Raw genomic sequence first — 22,714 nt, forward strand, 5'->3', positions numbered from 1 at the left:
GAAATAAAGAGTCATAATATGTATTATGACTCTTTTTTTATGCTTATTTATGAGGTTAGATAGATTCGAAAAATAAGGGAATAAAAAAAGGGGCTACCTACTGGTAACCCCCTAACAAATAATAAATTTATAATAGTTTAGTAAAGGTTTCTTTATTTGATTACATCATTTCCCCTTCTCCTTGTTCTTCACCATTGCCAGCATTTCTTTGTTGTTTCTGTCTATCCATTTTAGTTTGGTTAAAACGATAAGTAAATGATAAGTTTACTTGTCTACCTCTCCACTGCATTTCACTGTGTGAAATAGATGTTGGTAAGTAAGTATCAGATTCTCTTTTTCTAGAATCGAAGATATCGCTAACATTTAATGTAATGGTAGCTTTGTCTTTTAAGATATCTTTACTTATAGAGGTATTAGCAGATAGATTTCCTAATGCTTTTCCTTGTGGTGTATCATAAGGTGCTCTATACATTCCGTTTAGTTGCCAATCTATTTTATAAGGCAATGATATTTTAGACGATAATCTAGTAAACCAGGCATAGGTATTTTGGTCAAAGTTTTGAGTCTCTACTGTACCGTCTAGTTTAGTGAAAGTATAGTCTCCTTTTGTTTCTGTTCTAAAGAAGTTGAAGTTACCATTTAATTTCCACCATTTGAATGGGCTATAGTTTAAGGTAAAGTCAAATCCATATCTGTATTCTGTAGCTAAGTTAATCGGTGAACTAACAATAATAGTTGTACCACCAGCATTAGTACCTGCTTCTCTTCTCACGAATTGGAACGTATCATCAGTCTTATTTAAGTAAGCAGATGCACTAAGAGTAAAGCCACTCCATCTCTTTAAATATCCTAAATCAAATGCATTTGTTTTAGCAGGGTTTAAATCAGGATTTCCTTGAAAGAAGTTGATGTCACTTGTATAATTAGAGAAAGGGTTTAAAAAATGCCCTCTAGGACGCATAATACGTTTACTATAACTAATACTTACGTTACTAGATTCATCTAATTCATAGTTTAAGAATAAACTAGGGAAGAAGTCATCGTATTTCTTATTGTTATAATCATTGCTAGTTAATTGATTTACATCAATATTGCTTTTTTCCCAACGGAACCCAATCATATAATTAAGCTTGTCAGTTATTTTATTTCCGTATTGAGCATAGAACGCATTAACTTGTTCTTTGTATTCTAGTACATTAGATACTTTAGTATTATTAACCCATTGGTTATTTGTTAAGTTATAAAGACCAAAGTTATTCGTTGTAGATTTGAATGTTCCTAAGTAACCTGCTTCAAAGCTTCCATTTTCTCCTATTGGTAAAGTGTAATCTACTTTTACTAGACCTGACTTATATTTATCATCACTCAAGGTTCTTTCATAAGTCATTAAATTATGCTTATCATTAATATCAGAGATATTAGCATCATCATCACTAGTATCTTTAGAGATACTTGCCTCTACTGTTAATTTGTGATCTTCTTTAGCAAATTTCTTTTCAAATGATGTTGTATACTCAACACTGTTATAGTTAGACTTACGTCTTTCTTCTCTATATCTATTATAATCTAAGTTGTGATTAGCATCGTAATATTGATAATCTACCGAGTTAGGAGAAGTACCATTGCTTCTGCGTACATTCACACTATTAGACCACGTTAAGGACGGAGTGATATAATAGTCTAGACCGAACATACCATTGTAGCCTTGTCTTTCTCTATTATTATCTTTATACTCATCAATATACTGTAATGTATTACCTTTATTATCTAAATATTGGTTGTTATTACGATTATATCCTTTTGTTTTAGTATCTCTATATGATAAAGTAGTGTAGAAGTTATATTTTTCTCCTCTAATATTCACATTACCATTTAATTCATAGTTACGAGGATCTCCTATAGTCCCTGTGATATTACCATTAATACCTTGTGCTTTACCTTTCTTAAGTACAATATTAATAATACCAGCACCTCCTTCAGCTTCATATCTTGCTGATGGGTTAGTGATTACTTCTACTTTTTCGATTGACTCAGCAGATAAGATACGCATTGCTTCTTGGATGTTATTAGCAAGACCAGTAGGTTTTCCATCAATAAGTACTTTTACATTCTCGTTACCACGTAAACTAACAGCACCTTCACTATCTACAGTTACTGAAGGAACGTTGTCTAACACATCTCCTGCAGTACCCCCTTTTACAATCATATCTTCTCCTACATTGTAAACTTTTTTGTCAAGTTTAATGTCCACAGTAGACTTCTCAGCAATGACCATTACTTCATCTAGCATTTGATTGTCATCTGTAACTTTTTTAATACCTATATTAGTATTTCCATTTACAGCTACTTTGCGCAATTCGATAGTTTTAAAACCTAAGTATTCTATGCGTATTAAGTATGATCCATCAGGTACATTAAAAGAGTATTGCCCCTTTGAGTCAGTCATACCTCCAGAGACAATATCAGCATTGTTCTCATTTTGTGCAAAGACACTCGCATATTCTAAAGGAAGATTTGTAGCAGCTTCTACTACAGTACCAGTTACAGTACTTTGTTTAGAGTTCTGAGCTAATGCTGTTACTCCAAACATTAGAGTTAACAGCATTAGAAGAACTTTTGTAGTTTTTAATCTTTTCATTATAGTCGTTAGTTTTATATCTATTAGACTATAATACGTGGTGAAGGTTTAAAAACAGAATAGTTAATAAATTGTTAATTTGCCTTACAGGATTTCATGTATCTTTTCTGTAGGTCTTGCGATAACAGCTTTAGGGCCATTAACAACAATTGGTCTTTCAATCAGCTTTGGGTTTAAAACCATAGCTTCGATTATCTCGTCATCGCTCAATGTATTACTTCCAAAAGTATCTTTCCAAAAGGCATCTTTTGTACGAACTAAATCAATTGGATTGTAATTGAGTTTTTTTAGTATTGTCTTTACATCATTTTCAGTAAGGTCTGCATCCAAATATTTTATAATTTTGTATGCTACGCCTTGCTCTTCCATGAAAGCAATACTTTCGCGTGATTTGCTACAACGCGGATTGTGATAAATTGTGATCATAAATAAGGAATTTTATACCAAATATAGTACATTTTTTGAGATATGGGAATTATTGAACAGTTATTGAGAATAAACAAAAGTCAGAAACTTTGGTATTATTTACCTTTTTCGTTATTTTTTTTAGGGATTATGCTCCTAAATTGGATTTCTTTAAGATATTCGGCTATATCTACTAATGAAATCATAAAAATGAATATTGATAAATTTGGTAAAAATATCAATTTTTTGATAACGATAGGGCCATTAGTTTTCATGTTTATATTTCTAATAGCTTGGGTATTAGTAGTTCATAGGCAGAGTCTGCTAAGCCTTACTACCTCTAGAAGCAAGGTAGATTGGAAGAGAGTATTATTTGCTTTTTCTCTGTGGAGTTTTGTGATTATAGCTTTCTTTATTTACGGGTATATAGCTTCTCCTGAAGATTATGTCTTTTCGTTTAAGCTTTGGCCTTTTTTAATATTTTTATTGTTTGCTATTATTTTAATTCCTTTACAGACTAGTTTTGAAGAGTATTTTATGCGTTCTTATTTAATGCAAGGAATAGGTTTAGCTACTCGTAGTAGAGCAGTTGCTTTGTTTGCAACTTCTATTTTATTTGGTTTAATGCATTTAGCTAATCCTGAAGTAGAGAAGATAGGGTTTAGTATCATGATTTATTATATTGGAACAGGGTTCTTTCTTGGAATTATTACATTAATGGATGACGGGGTAGAATTAGCCTTAGGTTTTCATGCAGCGAATAACTTAATAGGAGTGCTTTTAGTTACTTCTGACTGGACTGCTTTTCAGACAAACTCTATTTTTACCAATGTTAATTCAGAAAGTGTTATCTCTCCGTGGGAATATATTATCCAAGTCGGCGTTGTATTACCTCTAGTGATTTTAGTCTTTGCTAGAAAGTATAAGTGGAAGAATTGGAAACATCAGTTATTTGGTAGAGTAAGATAAAAGAGTAAATTATGGAATTGAATTATATACACCCTAACTTTAAGTTGAATGGTAACACTTATACGATAGAGGAGTTGATTACATTGGCTAAAGAATGGGAACTAGGAACTCAAGAATATTTGGTTGATTTAGGAAAACTTATTATAGAATGGTTTAATACGAATGATTATGTAAGCTTGACTACATCAGGTACTACAGGACCTCCTAAAACTATACATTTAAAGAAAGAAGCTATGATTTGTTCTGCTAAAGCGACTGCTTCTTTTTTTGAAATAGCGACAGGTAGTAGTGCTCTTTTGTGTATGTCTACGAAGTTTGTCGGTGGGAAACTTATGTTTATTAGATCTTTAATTATTGGTTGGTCTTTAGATGTTAAAGAACCTACTGCAAGGCCATTAGAGCAGAATACAAAGTTATATGACTTTGTAGCGATGGTGCCTATGCAGGTAGAAAATTCAATAGAGGAATTGAATAAGGTGAAGACTCTTATTATAGGGGGAGCAAAAGTGAACCAGAGTTTAGCAAATAAGCTAAAACAACTTACTACTAAAGTATATGAGACTTACGGTATGACAGAAACAATCACTCATATAGCTGCTAAACGAATAGGTATAGAATCTTTTTCAGTGCTTTCTCATGCGACAGTTAGTCAAGATGAAAGAGGGTGTTTAGTGATCTCTGCCCCTACTGTTAATCCGGAATTAGTTGTTACCAATGATTTAGTGGAAATTATTAATAGTAAGGAATTTAAGTGGCTTGGAAGAGCAGATAATGTCATTAATAGCGGAGGTGTAAAACTTTTTCCTGAGCAAATAGAAGAAAAGTTGTCAAAGAGGATTCCTTATCGTTTCTTTGTGGCGAGTAAAGAAGATACTTACTTAGGTAATAAACTAGTATTAGTTATTGAAAGTGAGCAGTATACTTTACCTAATGATATATTTGTGGAGCTTGGTAAGTACGAGAAACCTCGTGAAGTACAGTTTGTTTCTAAATTTATAGAAACTGAAACAGGCAAAATAATAAGAAAGAAGAATATTCAATAAACTAGATTAATAACATGAAGAAGAATAGTGTAAGTAACATTATCCTAAGCTGGGTTGTAGCATGTTTAGTTTCTTTTGGTGGAACTGCTTATGCTAAGAAGATAATTAGAAATGGTGATAGTACCAATCTAATTACTAATGAGATGTTAGAACGTATTTTAGAGAAAAATAGAATACATGTTGGAGAAGGAAAAGTCGCAGACTATATCCCCGAACTGAGCAAGGTTAATGCCAGCGCTATCGCATTTTCTGTAGTAAAGCAGAATGGAGAAGTTGTTAATGTAGGGGATGTATCACAGAAGTTTACGATTCAGAGTATTTCTAAAGTAATAGCGCTGATGGTAGCAGTAGAGGAGTTAGGAGAGAAAGAAGTGTTTTCTAAAGCAGGGTATTATGGAACGGACAAACCTTTTAATCATTATGCTAACTTAGAGACTAAAGGAAAGCCTCTTAATCCTTTAATGAATGCTGGTGCTATACTTACTACAGCATTATTAGGTGGAGATAATGATGAAGCATTTCAGAAGATTCTAGAGATGGTTCGTTATATCACGAAGAACGACGCAATAGGTTATAGTCATTCTGTATATATGTCTGAGAGAGAAACAGGACATAGAAACAGAGGTATATTCCATCTATTAAAGAATAATGGTCTAATCGAAGGAGAAGAGAATAGATTAGATAATTATTTTAAACAATGTTCTATAGAAGTTACAGCAGAAGATTTAGCTAAGATTGGTTATTTCTTTGCTAATCAGTGTACTCGTTTTGATGGAGATACGAAGTATAAAAACTCGGAGATGTCTAAGTTAGTACAGTCACAGATGTTAATTGCAGGGATGTATGAATTTAGTGGAGAGTATGCTCGTACAGTAGGTTTGCCTAGTAAGTCTGGAGTAGGAGGAGGTATCGTTGTTTCTGTGCCAAATAGAATCGGAATAGGGACTTTCAGCCCTGGATTAGATACACAGGGTAACTCTGTAGTAGGATACCACATGATCTTAGATTTAGTAAATGAATTAAACCTAAGTATCTTTTAATAGATAAGAATAGTACTTATAAATAGAAAAAGCCAACTGATAACAGTTGGCTTTCTTTTTGGGTGCAAATATAATCTATTGCAAATTCTTAGAATTGCTCTCTTCCTGAGAAGTGGAAAGCAGACTCGATAGCAGCGTTCTCGTCGCTATCAGATCCGTGTACTGCATTTTCACCAATTGATTTTGCATATTTTTTACGGATAGTACCTTCAGCAGCTTCAGCTGGGTTAGTAGCACCGATTAATTTTCTGAAATCTTCTACAGCGTTCTCTTTTTCTAAGATAGCTGCTACGATTGGACCTCTAGACATGAATTCAACTAATTCTCCATAGAAAGGTCTTTCACTGTGTACTTCATAGAATTTTTGAGCATCTCTTACAGTTAATTGAGTTAACTTCATAGATACGATTTTAAATCCTCCTTCAGTAATCATGTTGATGATTCCACCGATATTACCTGCTTCTACAGCATCAGGTTTAATCATTGTAAAAGTTCTGTTCGTTGCCATTATTCTTAAATTTAATTTATTGCAAAAATAGTCTTTTAAATATTACAAAAGTGATAATATTTATAAAAAAGTGTGGTTTTAATCACTTTTATTTAGAAACAGGAATCTCTAATAATCTCTGCGCTAATTCTATCATCTCTGGAGTTCCTGTGTGCTTTTTAGGCTCATCAGATAGTTTCACTACATCTGTCCAATATCCTCCTTCTGGAAGAGCCTGAGACATCTTGATTACGATATTCATAGCATCTAATCCTACATCATTAGTAAAGTCTGTACCGATACCAAATGACATTCCTATTCTTCCTTTGCAGTGATTAGCGATGCGCTCTACTTTTTCAGGATTTAATCCATCAGAGAAGATAATTGTCTTCTGAGTAGGGTCTATATTTAATGATTTATAGTGTGCGATAACTTGATCGGCGAAGTCTAGTGGATCTCCACTATCATGTCTAACCCCATCAAATAACTTAGCAAACTTCTTATCAAACTGTTCAAAGAAAACTTTACTCGTATAGGTATCGGTTAACGCGATTCCTAGATCTCCTCTATAAGTGTCTACCCAATGTTCTAACCCCATTGAGTTTGCCATTTTAAAACCATACTTAGCTGCGTGGAACATAAACCATTCGTGAGCATGTGTTCCGATTGGTTTAGTGTTATACTTCATCGCTAAGTGTACATTACTCGTCCCGATGAAGCTACCGTCGCCATATTGTTTTAAAGTATCCACTACTAGTTGATGTACTGCATAAGAGTGTCTTCTTCTAGTACCGAATTCAGCAATAGTAATCCCTAATTCTTTGTATTTCTCTATTTTGTTACGCGTATTCGCAATAACCTTTTCAGAAGAGTCTCTTTCAGAATTAGTCATTTTATAATATAGCTCACAGATAATAGACATTAGAGGTACCTCCCATAAGATAGTTCTATACCAATATCCTTTGATATGTACTTCTAGATCTTGCCCATCTTGTGATATTTCTATTTCTGACGGATCATAGTGATACCCTTGTAAGAAGTCTAGATAAGTAGGGTCTAAGTAAGGACAAGTCTTTTCTAAGAATATCTTCTCTGCTTTTGTTAGTTTTAGTTTTGCCATTTCGTCTACAGCAGAGCGCAACGCTTCAGCAAAACCTGGGGGGTATTTATGTTGTCCTCTATTGATAAAGATATAGGACGCTTTAGCATAAGGGAATTGTTTAATAGCAGCGTACTGCATCGTAAACTTATAGAAATCGTTATCTAATATAGATACGATAACTTGGTTAGTGTTCATTGCTTCCATAGTTTTTTAGATTAATATATCACTTTCTAAGTCAGATTTCTCCACATGAAATTTGAAGTTTAACTTATGCATTAGCTCTAATACTAAGTTTTTGTACCAATTCTCTGACTTAGGATGAATATAAATTTTTTCTATTAATTGTTCGATATCCACATGTATTTTAATGCCCTCATTGACTTCTATACCCAGAGGGCTAACATCTGAGATAATACGAACCTCTTTTTCGTATTGAAAACTTTGTCTTTTGAACAAGAATGGAAAGAACTCATCGTCAAAAGGAATAAACTCTCTTTTGTAATCAATGTAGTTTACTTCTCCTATGTATTGGTCTATTCGGTTTTCTACAGAGACCGCTTTTTGCAGTCGTTCTAGAGTAGATTGAATAGCGATACCTTCTTTGTTTTTTGTGAATATCTGCCACATTGCGAAAGACTCACATTCATTAAGGTGCCAACTACTGATGACTATATTCTTTCTTTTCTGTTTATAGTGCTGTAAGAAGTCAGGATTGTCTTGACTGATTCTTTTTATCTCTTCAAAAGTTGGCTCGCTAAATGTCCCTTCATATTGATCTTCAAATTTGTCAGATCTAGACATGAATAGTTTATTAGACAGTAATAAATCTAAAAACTTAGATAAGTCTAAGTACTTCCATACAACAGTATTCGGATCGCTAGGGAGTGTTATATTTTTACCGTCTTTATACATTTATTCTAATGATTGTAGTGAAACTAATTTAGAGTAAGTACCATTTAACTGGATTAGCTCTTCATGAGTACCTTGTTCTACTATTTTACCTTTTTGCATGACTACGATTAAGTCTGCTTTTTGGATTGTAGATAGACGGTGAGCGATGATAATAGACGTTCTATTTTGCATCATATTGTCTAGTGCTACCTGTACTAGTTTTTCGCTTTCTGTATCTAATGCAGACGTCGCTTCGTCTAATATCATGATTGGAGGATTCTTAAGCACTGCTCTTGCGATAGACAGACGTTGTTTCTGTCCTCCAGATAATTTATTTCCAGCATCCCCAATATTGGTATCTATACCATGAGGTAGATCTTTGACGAACTCGTACGCATTAGCTATTTTAAGCGCTTGCATGATTTCTTCATCTGTAGCATCTTCTTTACCTAGCTTAAGATTGTTCTTGATCGTATCATTGAATAAGATACTATCCTGAGTTACTAGTCCGATAAGATCACGTAGGTCGCTCAGCTCTAAGTTACGAATATCTTCGTTATCTATTTTAATTGCTCCTTCATTGATATCCCAGAATCGAGTTAATAAGTTTGCTATCGTACTCTTACCACTACCAGACTGACCGACTAGCGCTACAGATTTTCCTTTTGGCACTGTGAGAGTAAAATCTTTTAATACGTACTCTTCTTCGTATTTAAACGAGATATTATCTACCTCTATTTTATCCTCGAAGCTAGACTTCGCTATTGCATTTTCTTTGCTTTCGATAGGATTATTTTCTTCTAATACCTGTAACACGCGCTCTGCAGCAGCATTACCACGTTTTAATGAGTACGAAGCCTTAGACATAGCCTTAGCAGGTGTAAGGATATTATAAGCCATACCGATATAGGCAATAAATGAAGCACTAGTTAATGTTCCCTCTCCTAGTACTAGATGACCTCCGTATACTAATAATACAGCGATAGTCACGATACCTAAGAATTCACTAAGTGGAGAAGAAAGGTTCTGGCGGTTAAGGATTTTATTGTTTAAGTCGTAGAATGACATTGTAGAATCTTGAAATTTATCATTAAATGTCTTCTCTGAGTTAAAGCTTTTGATCACTTTTAGACCAGATAGAGACTCTTCTATGATAGATAAGAAGTACCCTTGTTCTTCAGAAGCCTTTTGTGAACTTTTCTTTAATGATTTACCTACTTTAGAAATGATAATCCCTGATATAGGAACAAATATAAATACGAATATGGTCAACTCAGTACTTATCATAAACATAGCTACAATTGTAAATACGATAGTTAACGGCTCTCTAACTAATACCTCTAAGATCGATAAGAATGAGTGTTGTATCTCTAGTACATCAGAAGTGATTCGAGAAATCACATCCCCTTTTCTTTTTTCAGAGAAGAATGATAGAGGTAATTCTAATGACTTTTTATACATCGCATTACGAATGTCTTTTAATACCCCATTTCTCAGGAAGGTAATAAAGTACATTGCCCAGTAGTTGAACAAGTTCTTTAGTAAGAATAAAGATATAATAAGTGCAGCCATTACCATCAACGTATTCTGAGCTCCGTGTTCATCAGAATACATTGTGATGAAGTAAGACATATATTGTTCTAAATACTCTTTAACAGATGTTATTCCTTGATAAACTGGCTTTTCAGTTATTTTTTCACCAGTGTGAAAAAGCACTGTCAACATCGGGATCAATGCCACAAAAGATAGCGCACTGAATAAAGCGTATAGGATATTAAAAAAAATGTTTAGATAGGCATAAGACTTATATGGCTTAGCGAAGTATATTATCTTCTTAAAGTATTCGTTCATATTTGTTATAATGTAAAAAGCAAAAATAAAGAAAAAAAGACTGGTATCACTACCAGTCTTTCTTATATGTTTTAATTCAACTTCATTTCGTTGATGATATCTTGAATTTTTTGGTCTAATACTTTCTCCGTTGCCTTTACTTCAGCTATATCGTGTAATGGTTCGTTTACACTAAAGTAGAATTTAATCTTCGGTTCAGTACCACTAGGGCGAGCAGCTATCTTAGTACCATCTTCTAGATAATAGATTAGTACATTAGATTTAGGTACGTGGATAGGCTCTATCTCATTAGTGAATAAGTTCTTCGCTTCACTAGACTGATAGTCTTCTACACATACTACTCTCTGTCCGATGATTTCAGTAAGTGGATTTTGTCTTAGCTCAATCATCATTTGTTTAATCTCTTCAGCTCCAGAAATTCCTTTTTTCACTAGAGAAATAAGGTATTCTTTATAGAACTTATTGTCGATATATAGATTCATTAACTCTTTATAGAAAGAACTACCCGCTGCTTTAGCTACAGCTGCGATCTCACATACTAATAAAGCAGAGGCAACAGCATCTTTATCACGTACAGCATCACCTACCATATATCCAAAACTCTCTTCACCACCACCGATAAATTTCTGAGTAGGACATTCATTGATAAACTTAGCTATCCATTTAAATCCTGTCAATCCTACTTTACACTCTACACCATAGCTTTCTGCTAAGTCTAGCATCATAGGAGTAGAAACGATAGTAGAACCAATAAATTCATTCCCTTTAAAACCGATATTGCGCTTGTACTGTTCTAGTAAGAAACCTGTCATCATCACCATTGTTTGGTTACCATTTAACAGAATCATATTACCATCTAGGTCACGTACACCTATACCGATACGGTCAGAATCAGGGTCTGTACCGATAACGATATCTGCACCTGTCTCATCTGCTAACTGAAGTGCCATAGTCAATGCTTCTGGTTCTTCAGGATTAGGAGATTTTACAGTAGGGAAGTCCCCATCTGGTTCTGCTTGTTCTTTTACGATGAATACATTCTTATATCCAGCAGCTTCGAATGCTCTAGGGATAAGTTTGATAGAAGTACCGTGTAGGGAAGTATACGCTATTTTTAATTGATCTTTTACAGACTGTGGAGTATCAAAGCTTGCATTCTCTACAGTAGATTGGATAAACGCAGCATCTAGCTCTTCTCCTACATAAGTGATCAAGTTATCATCCCCTTTGAAGTTTACTTCGTTATAAGTTAACTTGTTGATTTCGTCTATAACAGCCGCATCATTAGGAGGAACGATTTGTCCACCATCTTGCCAGTATACTTTATATCCATTATATTCTGGTGGGTTGTGTGATGCAGTTAATACGATACCTGCATTACATCCGTAGTGTCTTACTGCAAAAGATAACTCAGGAGTAGGACGCATCTCTGCGAATAAGTATACTTTAATACCGTTAGCTGTGAATACATCAGCTACTACTTTCGCTAGCTCTTGACTGTTGTGACGACAGTCAAAGTTGATAGCTACTTTCCATTCTTGGCTAGGGAATGATTGTTTGATATAATTTGATAATCCTTGTGTGTTTTTTCCTAGTGTATATTTGTTGATACGATTTGTACCAATCCCCATTATACCACGCATACCTCCTGTACCGAACTCTAAGTTTTTATAAAAACTGTCTTTAAGAGTTGCAGGGTCAGTATCCATCATTTTTTGAACAGAAGCCTGTGTTTCAGCATCAAATGGTTCTTTTAACCACAATTCTGCTTTTGCTAAGATTTCTTTTTCTATTTGCATAATATTGATATTTAGTGTGGATTAAAAACCGCTTTGTTCAGCGATTTTATATCTACTAATGTTTGTCTTTGTTTTAAGTATAAGTTCTCCTAAGAATCCTGCTAAAAATAACTGTGTTCCGATGATCATCGTTACTAGTGATATATAGAACCACGGATCTTGTGTCACTCGGATAGCCGGTAATCCATAATAAAGCTTATACAACTTATTCGCTCCAATAAAGAAGGCTGCACAGAACCCAATCCCAAAGGTGATAACCCCAAGTGATCCGAATAAGTGCATCGGTCTTTTGCCAAATTTAGAGAGGAACCAAATAGTAATCAAATCCAGAAAACCGTAGATAAATCTACTCATCCCAAATTTGGTAGTACCGTATTTACGCGCTTGGTGGATGACTACTTTTTCACCTATTTTATCATAGCCCTCATTTTTAGCTAGGACAGGAATGTAGCGGTGCATCTCACCAGATACCTCTATGTTTTTAATGACCTCGTTTTTATAGGCCTTCAGTCCACAGTTAAAGTCATTTAGCTGAACACCAGAAGTCTTTCTCGCTGCCCAGTTAAATAGTTTAGAAGGAAGATTTTTAGATACGACAGAGTCATATCGTTTCTTTTTCCAACCAGAGACCATATCATACCCCTCTTTAGTGATCATATCATACAGTGCTGGTATCTCATCAGGGCTATCTTGAAGATCAGCATCCATAGTGATGACCACATCACCTAGTGCCTGTGCAAATCCAGCGTGTAAAGCCTGTGATTTGCCGAAGTTGCGCTGGAAGCGTATTCCTTTGACCTGAGTATCTCTAGCAGCTAGTGCAGTGATTATATCCCACGACTTATCTTTACTCCCATCATCGATAAAGAGAATCTCATAGGTAAAGCCGTTCTCCTGCATAACTTTAGTTATCCACGTATGTAGTTCTGGCAGAGACTCTGCTTCGTTTAGCAGAGGAATTACTATTGATAGATTCATCTAGATTATTTATGATCTTTATTAAAATCAGTATCTACATCATGATTAATTTCAGGATGTGGGTTTACGAATTCTGATTTATTTTTAAATATAGCAGCTAATAATATCCCTAGTATTGAATTTCTAAGTACACTACCTGCCCATAAAAACAATTGTGATTTAGGAGCAAATTGGTTGATATTTCTAGCTTTTTCTAATTGTTCATTGATTTGTTCTTGTGGAAGTCCAGACCCGTCTAATGTTTTGATTAACATATCATAAAGAGATTTGCTGATTTCCTCCTTAGCAGAAGGATCCACGATATTGAAAAGAATATTATAAATGATAATATTCACAGTCACTCCGATGATGACCATTAAGAAGAATGGAGTAAAGGCTTCTCTGAAGGTAACATATCCTCCTGCTTTTTTACGAGCAAAATAGATAGTTAGTATTCCTAAGATAACCATCACACCCATATTAAAAAAACCAGCGAAAGTATTGGCAAATAGGGATTTGTCTGTAAAAAATATTACACTGTTAAATAGTGTGTAATAGATGGCTAATATGATTCCGAAAGTAATACCTACTTTATTTACTGGGTTCTTCATTGGTTATCTATAAATATGATTTACAAATATAATAAAATAACCCTTTTAGAACGGTATGTAATGGGAGTTTGTTAACAGAATGTGTACTAATTGCCTTATTTATCTATTCTTTTTATAAAACAGTAAACTTGTTAAGGTATAGAAGGTCTTGGAGTGCTTTAGTTTATCAGTTTTTTACAGGCTTAATAGAGCTCTAATTGAATAGTGTATGAGCGCATTAGAAGTGAGTATAGAGAGCGTCTTTTTATCAATCAGATTCAAAATTAATAATCCGTTTTTTTTTATTTTGATCTAAAACGCAGATGTATACCCCCTTATTTGAGCTATAATCACTTCTTTTTTTTAAAATTTTCGGTTCGAAACGCTGTTTTTACTCTTTTTTCTAAAAAAAGTATTCTGTTTTTTTTAGAATGGTAAAAAGAGATATTTACTTATAATCCCTTTATTTATAAGGGATAGAGGCTACATTGACACAAATAATGTTTTGATGTATCTAATAGTTTAATTCCTTGTAATCCCCCATAAACATTAGTATTGACTCTTACCTCCTCGACAATTCATGGAGAATAAGTCGAGAATAGTGGAACAGAGAGGTCATTAGTCGAAGAATGATTCTTGTATTGATAGGGAACCTACGACTAGCTTAAAATTTGAATTCAGTGTGGAGGGAATTATAGATTGAGTAATTTAATTTTGAGTAAAGGGTCACTTAAATAGAATGAAGTATGGAGTATGTATGGTAGGGGTATAGGTTTGTTTGAAAAGTGTTTTTTCGATGTTTTTTTATATCGTATTTTAGTATTCTATTTTTATATAAAATGGTTATGCAAAAGAATAATATAGAGGGATGTAGAGCGTAAAAATGATGAAGTATGTTAGATTTAATTTCAGAGTATTTTCATACTCTTTTTAGAGAACATCCAGAGTATGGAGGTATAGGACTTGTATTGATAGGAGGTGTGCTTTTATTCTGTTCTATTAAAGGATATGAGCACATGTATGATCAGACAGGTGGGCCTGTGTTTAATATGGCTTGGATACGAAATACCTTTGGAATTAAAGTAGCTAAGTTTTTGAATATCTGTTTTTCTATACTCTTTATTTTGATTGGTATAGGGTTCTATTTCGCTTATAAAAAATAAAGGAGAGATTTATATAATATTTACCTATAAGGAGTGTTATAAACCGAAAGCACCTTTCTCTATTTATTAGAGAAAGGCGCTTTTTAGTTTTATTTATTCAAGTTATTTTAGGGTGTTTTAATTTTTTAGTATATTAATTAAGATAATTTGTATGTATTTTTTGTTTAATTAAGATAATTTGTATGTATTTTTTGTTTAATTAAGATAATTTGTATGTATTTTTTGTTTAATTAATATAATTTTATATATTTACTAAAATCTTTAAATTTAAATAATTATGAAATCAAAAAGAATTTTTATGGCAGTACTATTCTGTCTTGGTATGAGTACAAATTTTCATGCAGCACCAACTAGTGATCATAAAGTATGTAGTGAACTGAAGCAGTTATCTTATGATCGTGAAATGATTGAGTATAAGGATCATGATCTTGCAGTTATGATGTCTGAGAATATGTATAATCGTTGTATGAATGATTTTGAATAACGATTAGTTAAATCTTATATCTAGGAGTGAATTCTCCTAGATATAATTATATGTAATTTAATATGGAGAGAAAAATCAAACTAATTATACTACTTTTTATATGCAGTATAAATGTAGGCGCACAGAATAAGATAGTATCAGGTAAGGTTTACTATGATGTAGTATCTGATATTGATAAAAAGAATTATAAATATGAGATGTTAAATCAAGAGGAGCCAGAGTGTAAAGTGTTTTTAGAAAAGCCTTTAAAGGCAGAATTAAGATTTAACTCAGAAAGAGCAGTCTATGATTTGATTGGGGAGATTAGAGAGTCAAGTTGTTTGAATATTATAAAGATGAATACTTATCAATTTGTTCCAATGTATACAGAGAAGGAAGAAACAAGAACTCCTGCTACAAAACATAGAGGGGATAGTGCATTTAATACATTTAATAATATAGACTGGAAGATTACTAGTGAAAGTAAAACGATTCAAGGATTCACATGTTATAAAGCTATAGCTGAAAAAAGAAATGAATACAAAGGAGCTATAAAAATTGTGCCAATCGTAGCTTGGTTTACACCTGATATTAATTACTCTTATGGACCTGGTGGTTTTCATGGATTACCTGGTCTTATTCTATATGCACAGTTTATGAAGGCTACTTATAGTGCTACTAAGATAGTCTTAAGTGATAAAGGAATGGACGTACCTATTCCTAAAGCTGATTAAATTATATTACTTATTAAATCCTTAAATCCTTGAATAAACTATATTACTTATTTGTTTTTTTTACTATAAATCTTTCTGCCCAACGAATGGAAGTAAGTGGTACGGTAGGAACTATCGAGCGAGTATCTTTGACAAGTATGAATATCGTGGTAAAAAATATAGAAGATAAAGATGAAGTGCTATTTATACGTACTGATGATAAAGGATATTATAAGGTAGCCTTAAATCAGGGTGATAAATACGAATTTAATTTGTCTTTAGTAGGTTATCATTCAGAAAAAGAGATTATACAGGTTGGTGATAAACCTTTGGTAAAAGATTTTGTTTTATTACCAAGTGATGAGGATTTACAAGAAATAGTGATTAAGTATGACTATAGTGGTATGGCAGTCAGAAATGACTCAGTCCTTTATGATGTGTCTAAATTCACTGATGGTACAGAGCGAAAGTTAAGAGATCAATTGGCTAAGTTGCCAGGAGTAGAAGTGTCAGATACAGGGACAGTGAAGGTTAATGGACGCCTCGTCACTAAGTTTTTAGTAGAGGGTAATACTTTTTTTAATGGAGGAACACGTCTAGGTGTAGAGTATATTCCCTCTGATGCAGTAGAGCAAGTCCAAGTTATAGATAATTATTCAGAGATAAAACATATGAAAAGTGTATCTTCTTCAGATGTATTAGCCATGAATATCAAGTTGAAAGAAGGTAAAAAGAAGTTTGTGTTTGGGGAGTTAAAGGCTGCTATAGGTAATGATGCACATTATCAGTTTAGAGCTCCTTTGTTTTATTATTCTACTAAGTTGACACTAAATGTTATTAGTGATATAAATGATTTTGGTGCTTCAGTGTTAAGTCTGGATGATATTATTCGGATGGATGGTTTTGAGAGTTTGTATAAACGCAGTAAAACTAATTCGTTGTTAAATCTAAAAACATATCTAGCAGATAAGAAGAATACAAGTACAGTAGAGAATCAGTTCATCTCTACAGATATTAGATATTCACCTTCAGAAAAGGTTATACTTAAAGGAATGATACTGTATAATAAGAATAAATTAACGAGGTATAATACTATTAGAACAGAATATTTAACTCTTAGTGAAAATAATTTTGAGAATAGAAACGAAGATTATCAAGAAAGTGAACCTTTATTAACAGGGCGTTTATCTATAGGGTATGAACCTAATAGTACTTCTACATTTAGATATAATATCCAGATAGGAACGAACTGGTATAAAGATTATAGTGTTATGACTAATCAAACAATGCTAACTCAGAGTGTTTTTGATAATTATACTAGGAAAAATAGTACAATGACTTCACAATTGTTAGAGTACTTTAAATCTTACTCTAATGAGCATAGGACAGCTTTGACTTTAGAATACAACACTAAAGAAGAAGCCCCTGTTAAGGAATGGAATTCTAATAAACCTTTTTTAGTAGGTATAGTACCATGGGACAACGCTTTGGATAAATTCTCTATTTATCAGCATTTGAAAGTAAAACAACAAAATTTCAGTTCTAGTTACAAATACTTTTATACCCCACTAGCAAAGCATCATTTTTATGTAACACTAGGGGTAGATTATAATCATAATAACACTGATATAAGCATTACGAGTGGTGAGAACCTTCTTAATAAAGCGAAGTATGAGTTGGTTAATCCTTATTTAGAATTAGAGTATAAAATGAAAATGAAGAAGTGGGAAAATATAACTTCTGTCAGAGTGTCATCATATAATACTATGTTTAGGGATAATCTAAATGATCACAGTACAAACTTATGGAAGTTAGAGCCTAGGTTTAGTAGTAAGTATACATTTTATAAACAGAACTATGTTCAGTTTAAATATAGCTACGAGCCTGTGTATCCTAAGGTTTATCAATTGTTAAATACTCCAATCATTAAGAGTTTTAATTCTGTTTATAGTGGTGATATGTATTTAGATTATAGTAATTATCACAGTATAGGGTTGAACTATTTTTATCATAGAGGTATTCATAAATTTAGTTATAATGGTTCTATAAACTATATTAGTCAAGGAAATGCAATTATAGATAATGTGATTTCTAAAGACTATGTACAACATTATTCTTCAGTTAATAGCAATAAAATTTTTAGCAGACTAAATGTAACAGGAGTGTTATCTTATCAGTTTCGAAAGGTAGAACCGTCAGTATATCTAACTTATGGAGATAGTAAATATCATCAGCTCATTAATGAAGCAATGTTAGCTACCAAGAATAGAACATATAGTGTAAGTGGATTTATTAGAACTAGATTTACAGAAATGCCTAATTTTGATATTAGTTATACAAAGCGATTTAATGAAACACACTCTTTAAATACCCAAAAGTTTAATAATGATGAATTAAAGATAAAGTTAGATTATAAACTTAATAAACAGTGGGTTTTTAAGACTGACTATAGGTTAACACTTAATAGCTATGGACAGGAGAAAACTACTCAGGAATTGAATGCAATATTAGAATATATCCCTTTAGAATCATCTTGGAGATTTGAATTAATTGGAAATAATTTATTAAACAGTAAATGGAAACAAACTACTTATTCAACAGATATAATGGTTATAGAAAGTATTAATTCTATGTTTCCTAGAGTAGTTTTATTAGGAGTAACTTATAAATTATAAATATTGTATATGTTAAACAAAAAAGCGCTTTTCCCTATTTATTAGAGAAAGGCGCTTTTTAGTTTTATTTCTTCAAGTTATCTTACCGGTTTTAATCCTGTCATTTTTTCTAATGTAGAGAAGAACTGTGTTCTCATCTCAGGAGTCATATTCTTCACACGTGCTTGTCCATGGTCTTTTTTAGGAAGCACATAAGCTTTAGAGTTGACCTTAGCACTAGGTACTACCATAGAAGCGCTCCATGTATCTGTCTCACCATATACATAGATAATGTTATTTGCATCATTCTCTAACCATGTTTTTACTTTTTGGATTAGTGCATCGTTAAAGTTGTTATATGTAGTTCCTTCAGGCATAAAGGTAGCTAGCGGGTTAGATGTAAAGCTCACGTATTTCTTGAATGGAGTGATGTCATATCCATAGTATCCTAGCTGTGTTCCTGACTGATAATAGTGAGATTCGTATCGCTTGATTGTTTGATCGCTAAAGAAGTCTATATTGCTTACGCTAAGGAAGTGTTCTGTCAATTCATCAATATTTTTTGTATTTGGGAATGTAGCACATGAGTGACCACTTTGCCAGAATCCGAAGCTGTATTCTAATACTGCGTATTCAAAAGCTTTTTCTAAAGAACCTAAATAGCTAAAAGTCAGTTTAGCTCCTTTAGCATACCATTTAAGCTTTTCTAGAATCTGTGTTTTATTTTCAAATAGTTTTACCTGGATATTGTAGATTTTGTCTCTGCATGATTTGTCTCCCACATTTGCTAAAAATGGATAGATACGAGGCTCTTCTAAGGCTTGGTTAAAAGGAGCTACATACGGAATCGCTACGTCTACATCATTAGGATAAAAGTATTTATAGTAGATGCTAGTCTGTCCCCCTTTGCTAATACCTGTACTGATCCATTTATTGTTTGTATAGATTTCTTTAAACAGTTGGTTAATCTCATGTAAGTCAGCTGTTACTTGTTCCATAGTAAGATACTGCCATGGTTTGCCTTCAGGGATAGACTCTCCGAAGAACCTGTGTTCTATATTTAGATAGTTACTTTCTAAGTAACCTACCATTTCGCTAGCGCGTACATATAGGTCATATCCGTTAGTCTCCATAATCATAGGATGGTCAAAATCCCTGTGATAAAAGTGTACCTTTTGATAAAAATAACCTTTAGAAGGATCTGTGTGATCTACTTGTTGTCTTACTCTAAGTTCATACAGTAGATAAGAGTCATCTTTAGACTCCAGTTGTTTGAATGTTACATTCTTTAAGTTGTACAGAGCCTGTTCTACTTTTTTCTGATCAGGGTGTGCTACTGCCAGCACTGTAATCAATAAGAATACGAGTGTGATTAATTTTTTAAACATAATGTTTTAGTCTTAAATAGGGTTAGTGTTTTCAAAGATAGGATTGTTAAAGCTTAGCTAAAATATAAAAATGTTAAAATGCGAAAAATTTTGTATATTTAGTTTCAAAATAAAAAGAGTTATGAGCGATCAAAGTATGAGTATTCGTGTTTTAGAGGTAGGCGGCTTTAAAGCTACTGGAGTGATTAATATGTCTTATGCTAACTTTAGTGATAAGGATAAATATCCTTATGCATTTGTTATAGAATTGTCACTTGTAGAGACAGAGCGTGAGTACCCTACATGGGAAGAAAACGAACGATTAGAAGAGATAGAGAATAATATCATGGATATCTTGAGAAGAACTCAGTCAGAGATACATTATGTAGGTAAAATGACGCGTAGAGGAGTAAGAGATATCTTTTGTTATTTAGCGAGTGATGACATAGATGGAGAGGCTATAGGAGCATATTGTGATACTATAGAAGATACTATAGATATACATATAGAGGTAGAAGAGGATAAGGATTGGGAGATAGTGTCTAAGCTTATTAGTTGATAATTAATAGGATATTATAGAGGATTGATAAAATCAGTAAATAAAGTAAAATAGTTATTTGATTTTTAAAATTAAATTGTACATTTGCAATCTGAAATAAAATACATAAGTATAACTAAAAAGTTATCGGAAGTTTACACCTTTCTTGAAAATAGAAAGCTTCGAAATGGAAGGTAACTCACAATTTAAAATAGAATTTATCATGAGAAAAGGTATTCACCCAGAAAATTACAGATTAGTAGCATTTAAAGATATGTCAAATGATGACGTATTCATCACAAAATCAACAGTAGAGACTAAAGAAACAATCGAAGTTGACGGAGTAGAATACCCAGTGTACAAAATGGAGATCTCTCGTACATCTCACCCATTCTACACAGGTAAATCTAAACTTATCGATACTGCAGGACGTATTGATAAATTCAAAAACAAATACGCTAAATTTGGTAAATAATTTTAGCTTATCATATACAAAAGCCTCTCAAGTAATTGAGAGGCTTTTTTTATGGTTGTAATTAATCGATTTTATGCCTTTGTTAGTGGTTTGTCTCTTAATGGTATCTTCTTATTTCGGATAGATAGTTATAGACAATGCTTTCTTATTGAAATATATTTTGTGACTACTATTGTTATCCAGTACTTGAGATAATAGAATCCTGAATGGAATAATTTGTTTTTATAGTGTTTATTTTAAAGTTAATGTATTTGATTCTAATTGACTAGATTGATTTTTGCGTAGATGGATTATTATTTAATTGATAGTTATCGCTGTTTTTTGCTGTAGTTTTGTTAACTTTAAACCTTTAAAATCTTGAATTATATACTATGAACTATATCTTATTCGATGGAGATGTAAGAACAGCTTTATTGCCGTTTACGTTTACTAGACCAGTAGCAGATATTCGTGTAGGAATATTGACTATCCGCGAAAAATGGGAGAATTACTTGCGTTATACAACTACAACTCTGACAGAGGAATATTTATCTATTAAGTATCCAATGATAGAGGTGGAGAATAATGTTATGATTAATGCGGCTTATCTACCTAATCAAGAGATAGCGGACTTAATCAAGGAATTACAACCTATGCAGGCTGTTATCTATAATGAAGATATAGTGGCGTTCTATACACAAGACTCTCAAGAGGAAGTGAACTTCGATGACTATGAGTTATTGGTATGTGAGAGTGAATTGATGAAGATAGAGCATAAATGGGATATATTTGAGAAGAACGACGCTGCTATTCGTGCAGATTTTGCTTTAATTACAGAGGATAGAATATCAGAAGACATTCCAAAGAGTGTAAATGTAATCGCTCCTGAGAATGTATTTATAGAAGAAGGGGCTAAGTTAGCGTTCGTAACACTTAATGCTTCTACAGGGCCTATTTATATCGGTAAGAATGCTGAGATTATGGAAGGTTCGGTTATTAGAGGACCTTTTGCGTTATGTGAAGAAGCACAAGTAAAACTAGCAACTAAGATTTATGGAGCTACTACTGTAGGGCCACACTGTAGAGTAGGAGGAGAAGTGAGTAACTCTGTGATGTTTGGATATTCTAATAAAGGGCACGACGGATTTTTAGGTAATTCTGTGTTAGGTGAGTGGTGTAATCTAGGTGCAGATACAAATAACTCTAACCTAAAGAATAACTATAGCCCTGTGAAATTATGGAGCTATGAGACTCAATCGTATGAGAATACGGGCCTACAGTTCTGTGGTTTAATGATGGGAGATCACAGTAAGAGCGGTATTAATACTATGTTCAATACTGGAACTGTAGTGGGTGTGGGATGTAGTATTTTCGGTGGAGGATTCCCTAAGACGTTTTTACCAAGTTTTACTTGGGGAGGAGGAGAGTCTTCTGAAACGTATAAAGTAGAGAAAGCTCTAGAAACGATGAAAATAGTGATGGCTAGACGACATGTAGAATTAACTCCTGTAGATGAGGAAATTATGCATAATGTAGCAGCAGAAACAGAGATATATAGATTTCAACAATATCTAAAGAGTAGGTAAAAAT

The 22,714-nt window shown here is 33.1% G+C and carries 20 protein-coding genes; 10 read left to right on the forward strand and 10 right to left on the reverse strand.

The features are described from left to right. Window positions 1-160: 160 nt before the first annotated feature. Both HX049_RS04865 and arsC read right to left on the reverse strand, forming a co-directional pair. A complete protein-coding gene (locus HX049_RS04865; RefSeq protein WP_286414456.1) occupies window positions 161-2,638 on the reverse strand; it encodes a TonB-dependent receptor domain-containing protein in 2,478 nt (825 codons plus the stop codon). 84 nt (window positions 2,639-2,722) lie between these two features. Continuing rightward, window positions 2,723-3,064 carry an arsenate reductase (glutaredoxin) gene (gene arsC / locus HX049_RS04870; protein ID WP_286414458.1) on the reverse strand — a complete coding sequence of 114 codons (342 nt, stop codon included), beginning with the start codon at window positions 3,062-3,064 and terminating at the stop codon, window positions 2,723-2,725. A 42-nt stretch (window positions 3,065-3,106) separates the two neighbouring features. On the opposite strand from arsC, the gene HX049_RS04875 reads away from it, so the two are divergent. From HX049_RS04875 to glsA, 3 genes are read left to right on the forward strand one after another with little or no spacing between them, the layout of a single operon-like run. Then, window positions 3,107-4,012 carry a CPBP family intramembrane glutamic endopeptidase gene (locus tag HX049_RS04875; protein WP_286414460.1) on the forward strand — a complete coding sequence of 302 codons (906 nt, stop codon included), beginning with the start codon at window positions 3,107-3,109 and terminating at the stop codon, window positions 4,010-4,012. A gap of 11 nt (window positions 4,013-4,023) precedes the next feature. Next, window positions 4,024-5,055, forward strand: a complete 1,032-nt coding sequence (locus HX049_RS04880; RefSeq protein ID WP_286414461.1) for an AMP-binding protein — start codon at window positions 4,024-4,026, stop codon at window positions 5,053-5,055. Window positions 5,056-5,069: 14 nt separating this feature from the next. After that, window positions 5,070-6,095, forward strand: coding sequence for a glutaminase A (glsA, locus tag HX049_RS04885; RefSeq protein ID WP_286414463.1), 1,026 nt, complete (start codon window positions 5,070-5,072; stop codon window positions 6,093-6,095). Window positions 6,096-6,183: 88 nt separating this feature from the next. Here the strand turns inward: glsA and HX049_RS04890 are convergent, their stop codons facing one another. From HX049_RS04890 to HX049_RS04920, 7 genes are all read right to left on the reverse strand, one after another. Then, the gene (locus HX049_RS04890) at window positions 6,184-6,603 is read right to left on the reverse strand and encodes a nucleoside-diphosphate kinase (RefSeq protein WP_006258715.1); all 420 of its coding nucleotides are present in this window, start codon (window positions 6,601-6,603) and stop codon (window positions 6,184-6,186) included. Window positions 6,604-6,691: 88 nt separating this feature from the next. Next, window positions 6,692-7,879: a nicotinate phosphoribosyltransferase gene (gene pncB / locus HX049_RS04895; RefSeq protein ID WP_286414611.1), complete on the reverse strand. Its 1,188-nt coding sequence runs from the start codon at window positions 7,877-7,879 to the stop codon at window positions 6,692-6,694. Window positions 7,880-7,894: 15 nt separating this feature from the next. Continuing rightward, the gene (locus HX049_RS04900) at window positions 7,895-8,596 is read right to left on the reverse strand and encodes a DUF2971 domain-containing protein (RefSeq protein ID WP_006261827.1); all 702 of its coding nucleotides are present in this window, start codon (window positions 8,594-8,596) and stop codon (window positions 7,895-7,897) included. Further along, window positions 8,597-10,426, reverse strand: coding sequence for an ABC transporter ATP-binding protein (locus HX049_RS04905; protein WP_286414464.1), 1,830 nt, complete (start codon window positions 10,424-10,426; stop codon window positions 8,597-8,599). Between the two features lie 71 nt (window positions 10,427-10,497). Beyond that, a complete protein-coding gene (locus tag HX049_RS04910; RefSeq protein WP_286414465.1) occupies window positions 10,498-12,225 on the reverse strand; it encodes a phospho-sugar mutase in 1,728 nt (575 codons plus the stop codon). 21 nt (window positions 12,226-12,246) lie between these two features. Then, a complete protein-coding gene (locus HX049_RS04915) occupies window positions 12,247-13,203 on the reverse strand; it encodes a glycosyltransferase family 2 protein (protein ID WP_286414466.1) in 957 nt (318 codons plus the stop codon). Between the two features lie 5 nt (window positions 13,204-13,208). Further along, window positions 13,209-13,793 carry a DUF4199 domain-containing protein gene (locus tag HX049_RS04920; protein WP_286414467.1) on the reverse strand — a complete coding sequence of 195 codons (585 nt, stop codon included), beginning with the start codon at window positions 13,791-13,793 and terminating at the stop codon, window positions 13,209-13,211. Between the two features lie 872 nt (window positions 13,794-14,665). Between HX049_RS04920 and HX049_RS04925 the strand changes: the two genes are divergently transcribed. From HX049_RS04925 to HX049_RS04940, 4 genes are all read left to right on the forward strand, one after another. Beyond that, complete coding sequence (locus HX049_RS04925) at window positions 14,666-14,935, forward strand: hypothetical protein (protein ID WP_006265916.1); 270 nt, start codon at window positions 14,666-14,668, stop codon at window positions 14,933-14,935. Window positions 14,936-15,233: 298 nt separating this feature from the next. Continuing rightward, window positions 15,234-15,419: a hypothetical protein gene (locus HX049_RS04930; protein ID WP_286414470.1), complete on the forward strand. Its 186-nt coding sequence runs from the start codon at window positions 15,234-15,236 to the stop codon at window positions 15,417-15,419. Window positions 15,420-15,481: 62 nt separating this feature from the next. Next, a complete protein-coding gene (locus HX049_RS04935) occupies window positions 15,482-16,132 on the forward strand; it encodes a GLPGLI family protein (protein ID WP_286414472.1) in 651 nt (216 codons plus the stop codon). Between the two features lie 86 nt (window positions 16,133-16,218). Next, window positions 16,219-18,786 (forward strand): hypothetical protein, encoded by a 2,568-nt coding sequence (locus HX049_RS04940; RefSeq protein WP_286414473.1) that lies wholly within the window; start codon window positions 16,219-16,221, stop codon window positions 18,784-18,786. Between the two features lie 77 nt (window positions 18,787-18,863). On the opposite strand, the gene HX049_RS04945 is transcribed toward HX049_RS04940, so the two are convergent. Further along, complete coding sequence (locus HX049_RS04945; protein ID WP_286414474.1) at window positions 18,864-20,153, reverse strand: S28 family serine protease; 1,290 nt, start codon at window positions 20,151-20,153, stop codon at window positions 18,864-18,866. A 121-nt stretch (window positions 20,154-20,274) separates the two neighbouring features. On the opposite strand from HX049_RS04945, the gene HX049_RS04950 reads away from it, so the two are divergent. The 3 genes from HX049_RS04950 (at window position 20,275) to HX049_RS04960 (ending at window position 22,710) form a co-directional block, all read left to right on the forward strand. Further along, on the forward strand, window positions 20,275-20,691 hold the full coding sequence (locus tag HX049_RS04950; RefSeq protein ID WP_286414476.1) for a DUF695 domain-containing protein: 417 nt from the start codon (window positions 20,275-20,277) through the stop codon (window positions 20,689-20,691). Between the two features lie 202 nt (window positions 20,692-20,893). Beyond that, window positions 20,894-21,145, forward strand: coding sequence for a type B 50S ribosomal protein L31 (locus HX049_RS04955; protein WP_025125308.1), 252 nt, complete (start codon window positions 20,894-20,896; stop codon window positions 21,143-21,145). A gap of 371 nt (window positions 21,146-21,516) precedes the next feature. Beyond that, on the forward strand, window positions 21,517-22,710 hold the full coding sequence (locus HX049_RS04960) for a GlmU family protein (RefSeq protein WP_286414478.1): 1,194 nt from the start codon (window positions 21,517-21,519) through the stop codon (window positions 22,708-22,710). The last annotated feature ends 4 nt before the right edge of the window (window positions 22,711-22,714 follow it).

Origin of the sequence: Myroides odoratimimus, assembly GCF_030326305.1 — a bacterium.
Classification (GTDB): domain Bacteria; phylum Bacteroidota; class Bacteroidia; order Flavobacteriales; family Flavobacteriaceae; genus Flavobacterium; species Flavobacterium odoratimimum_A.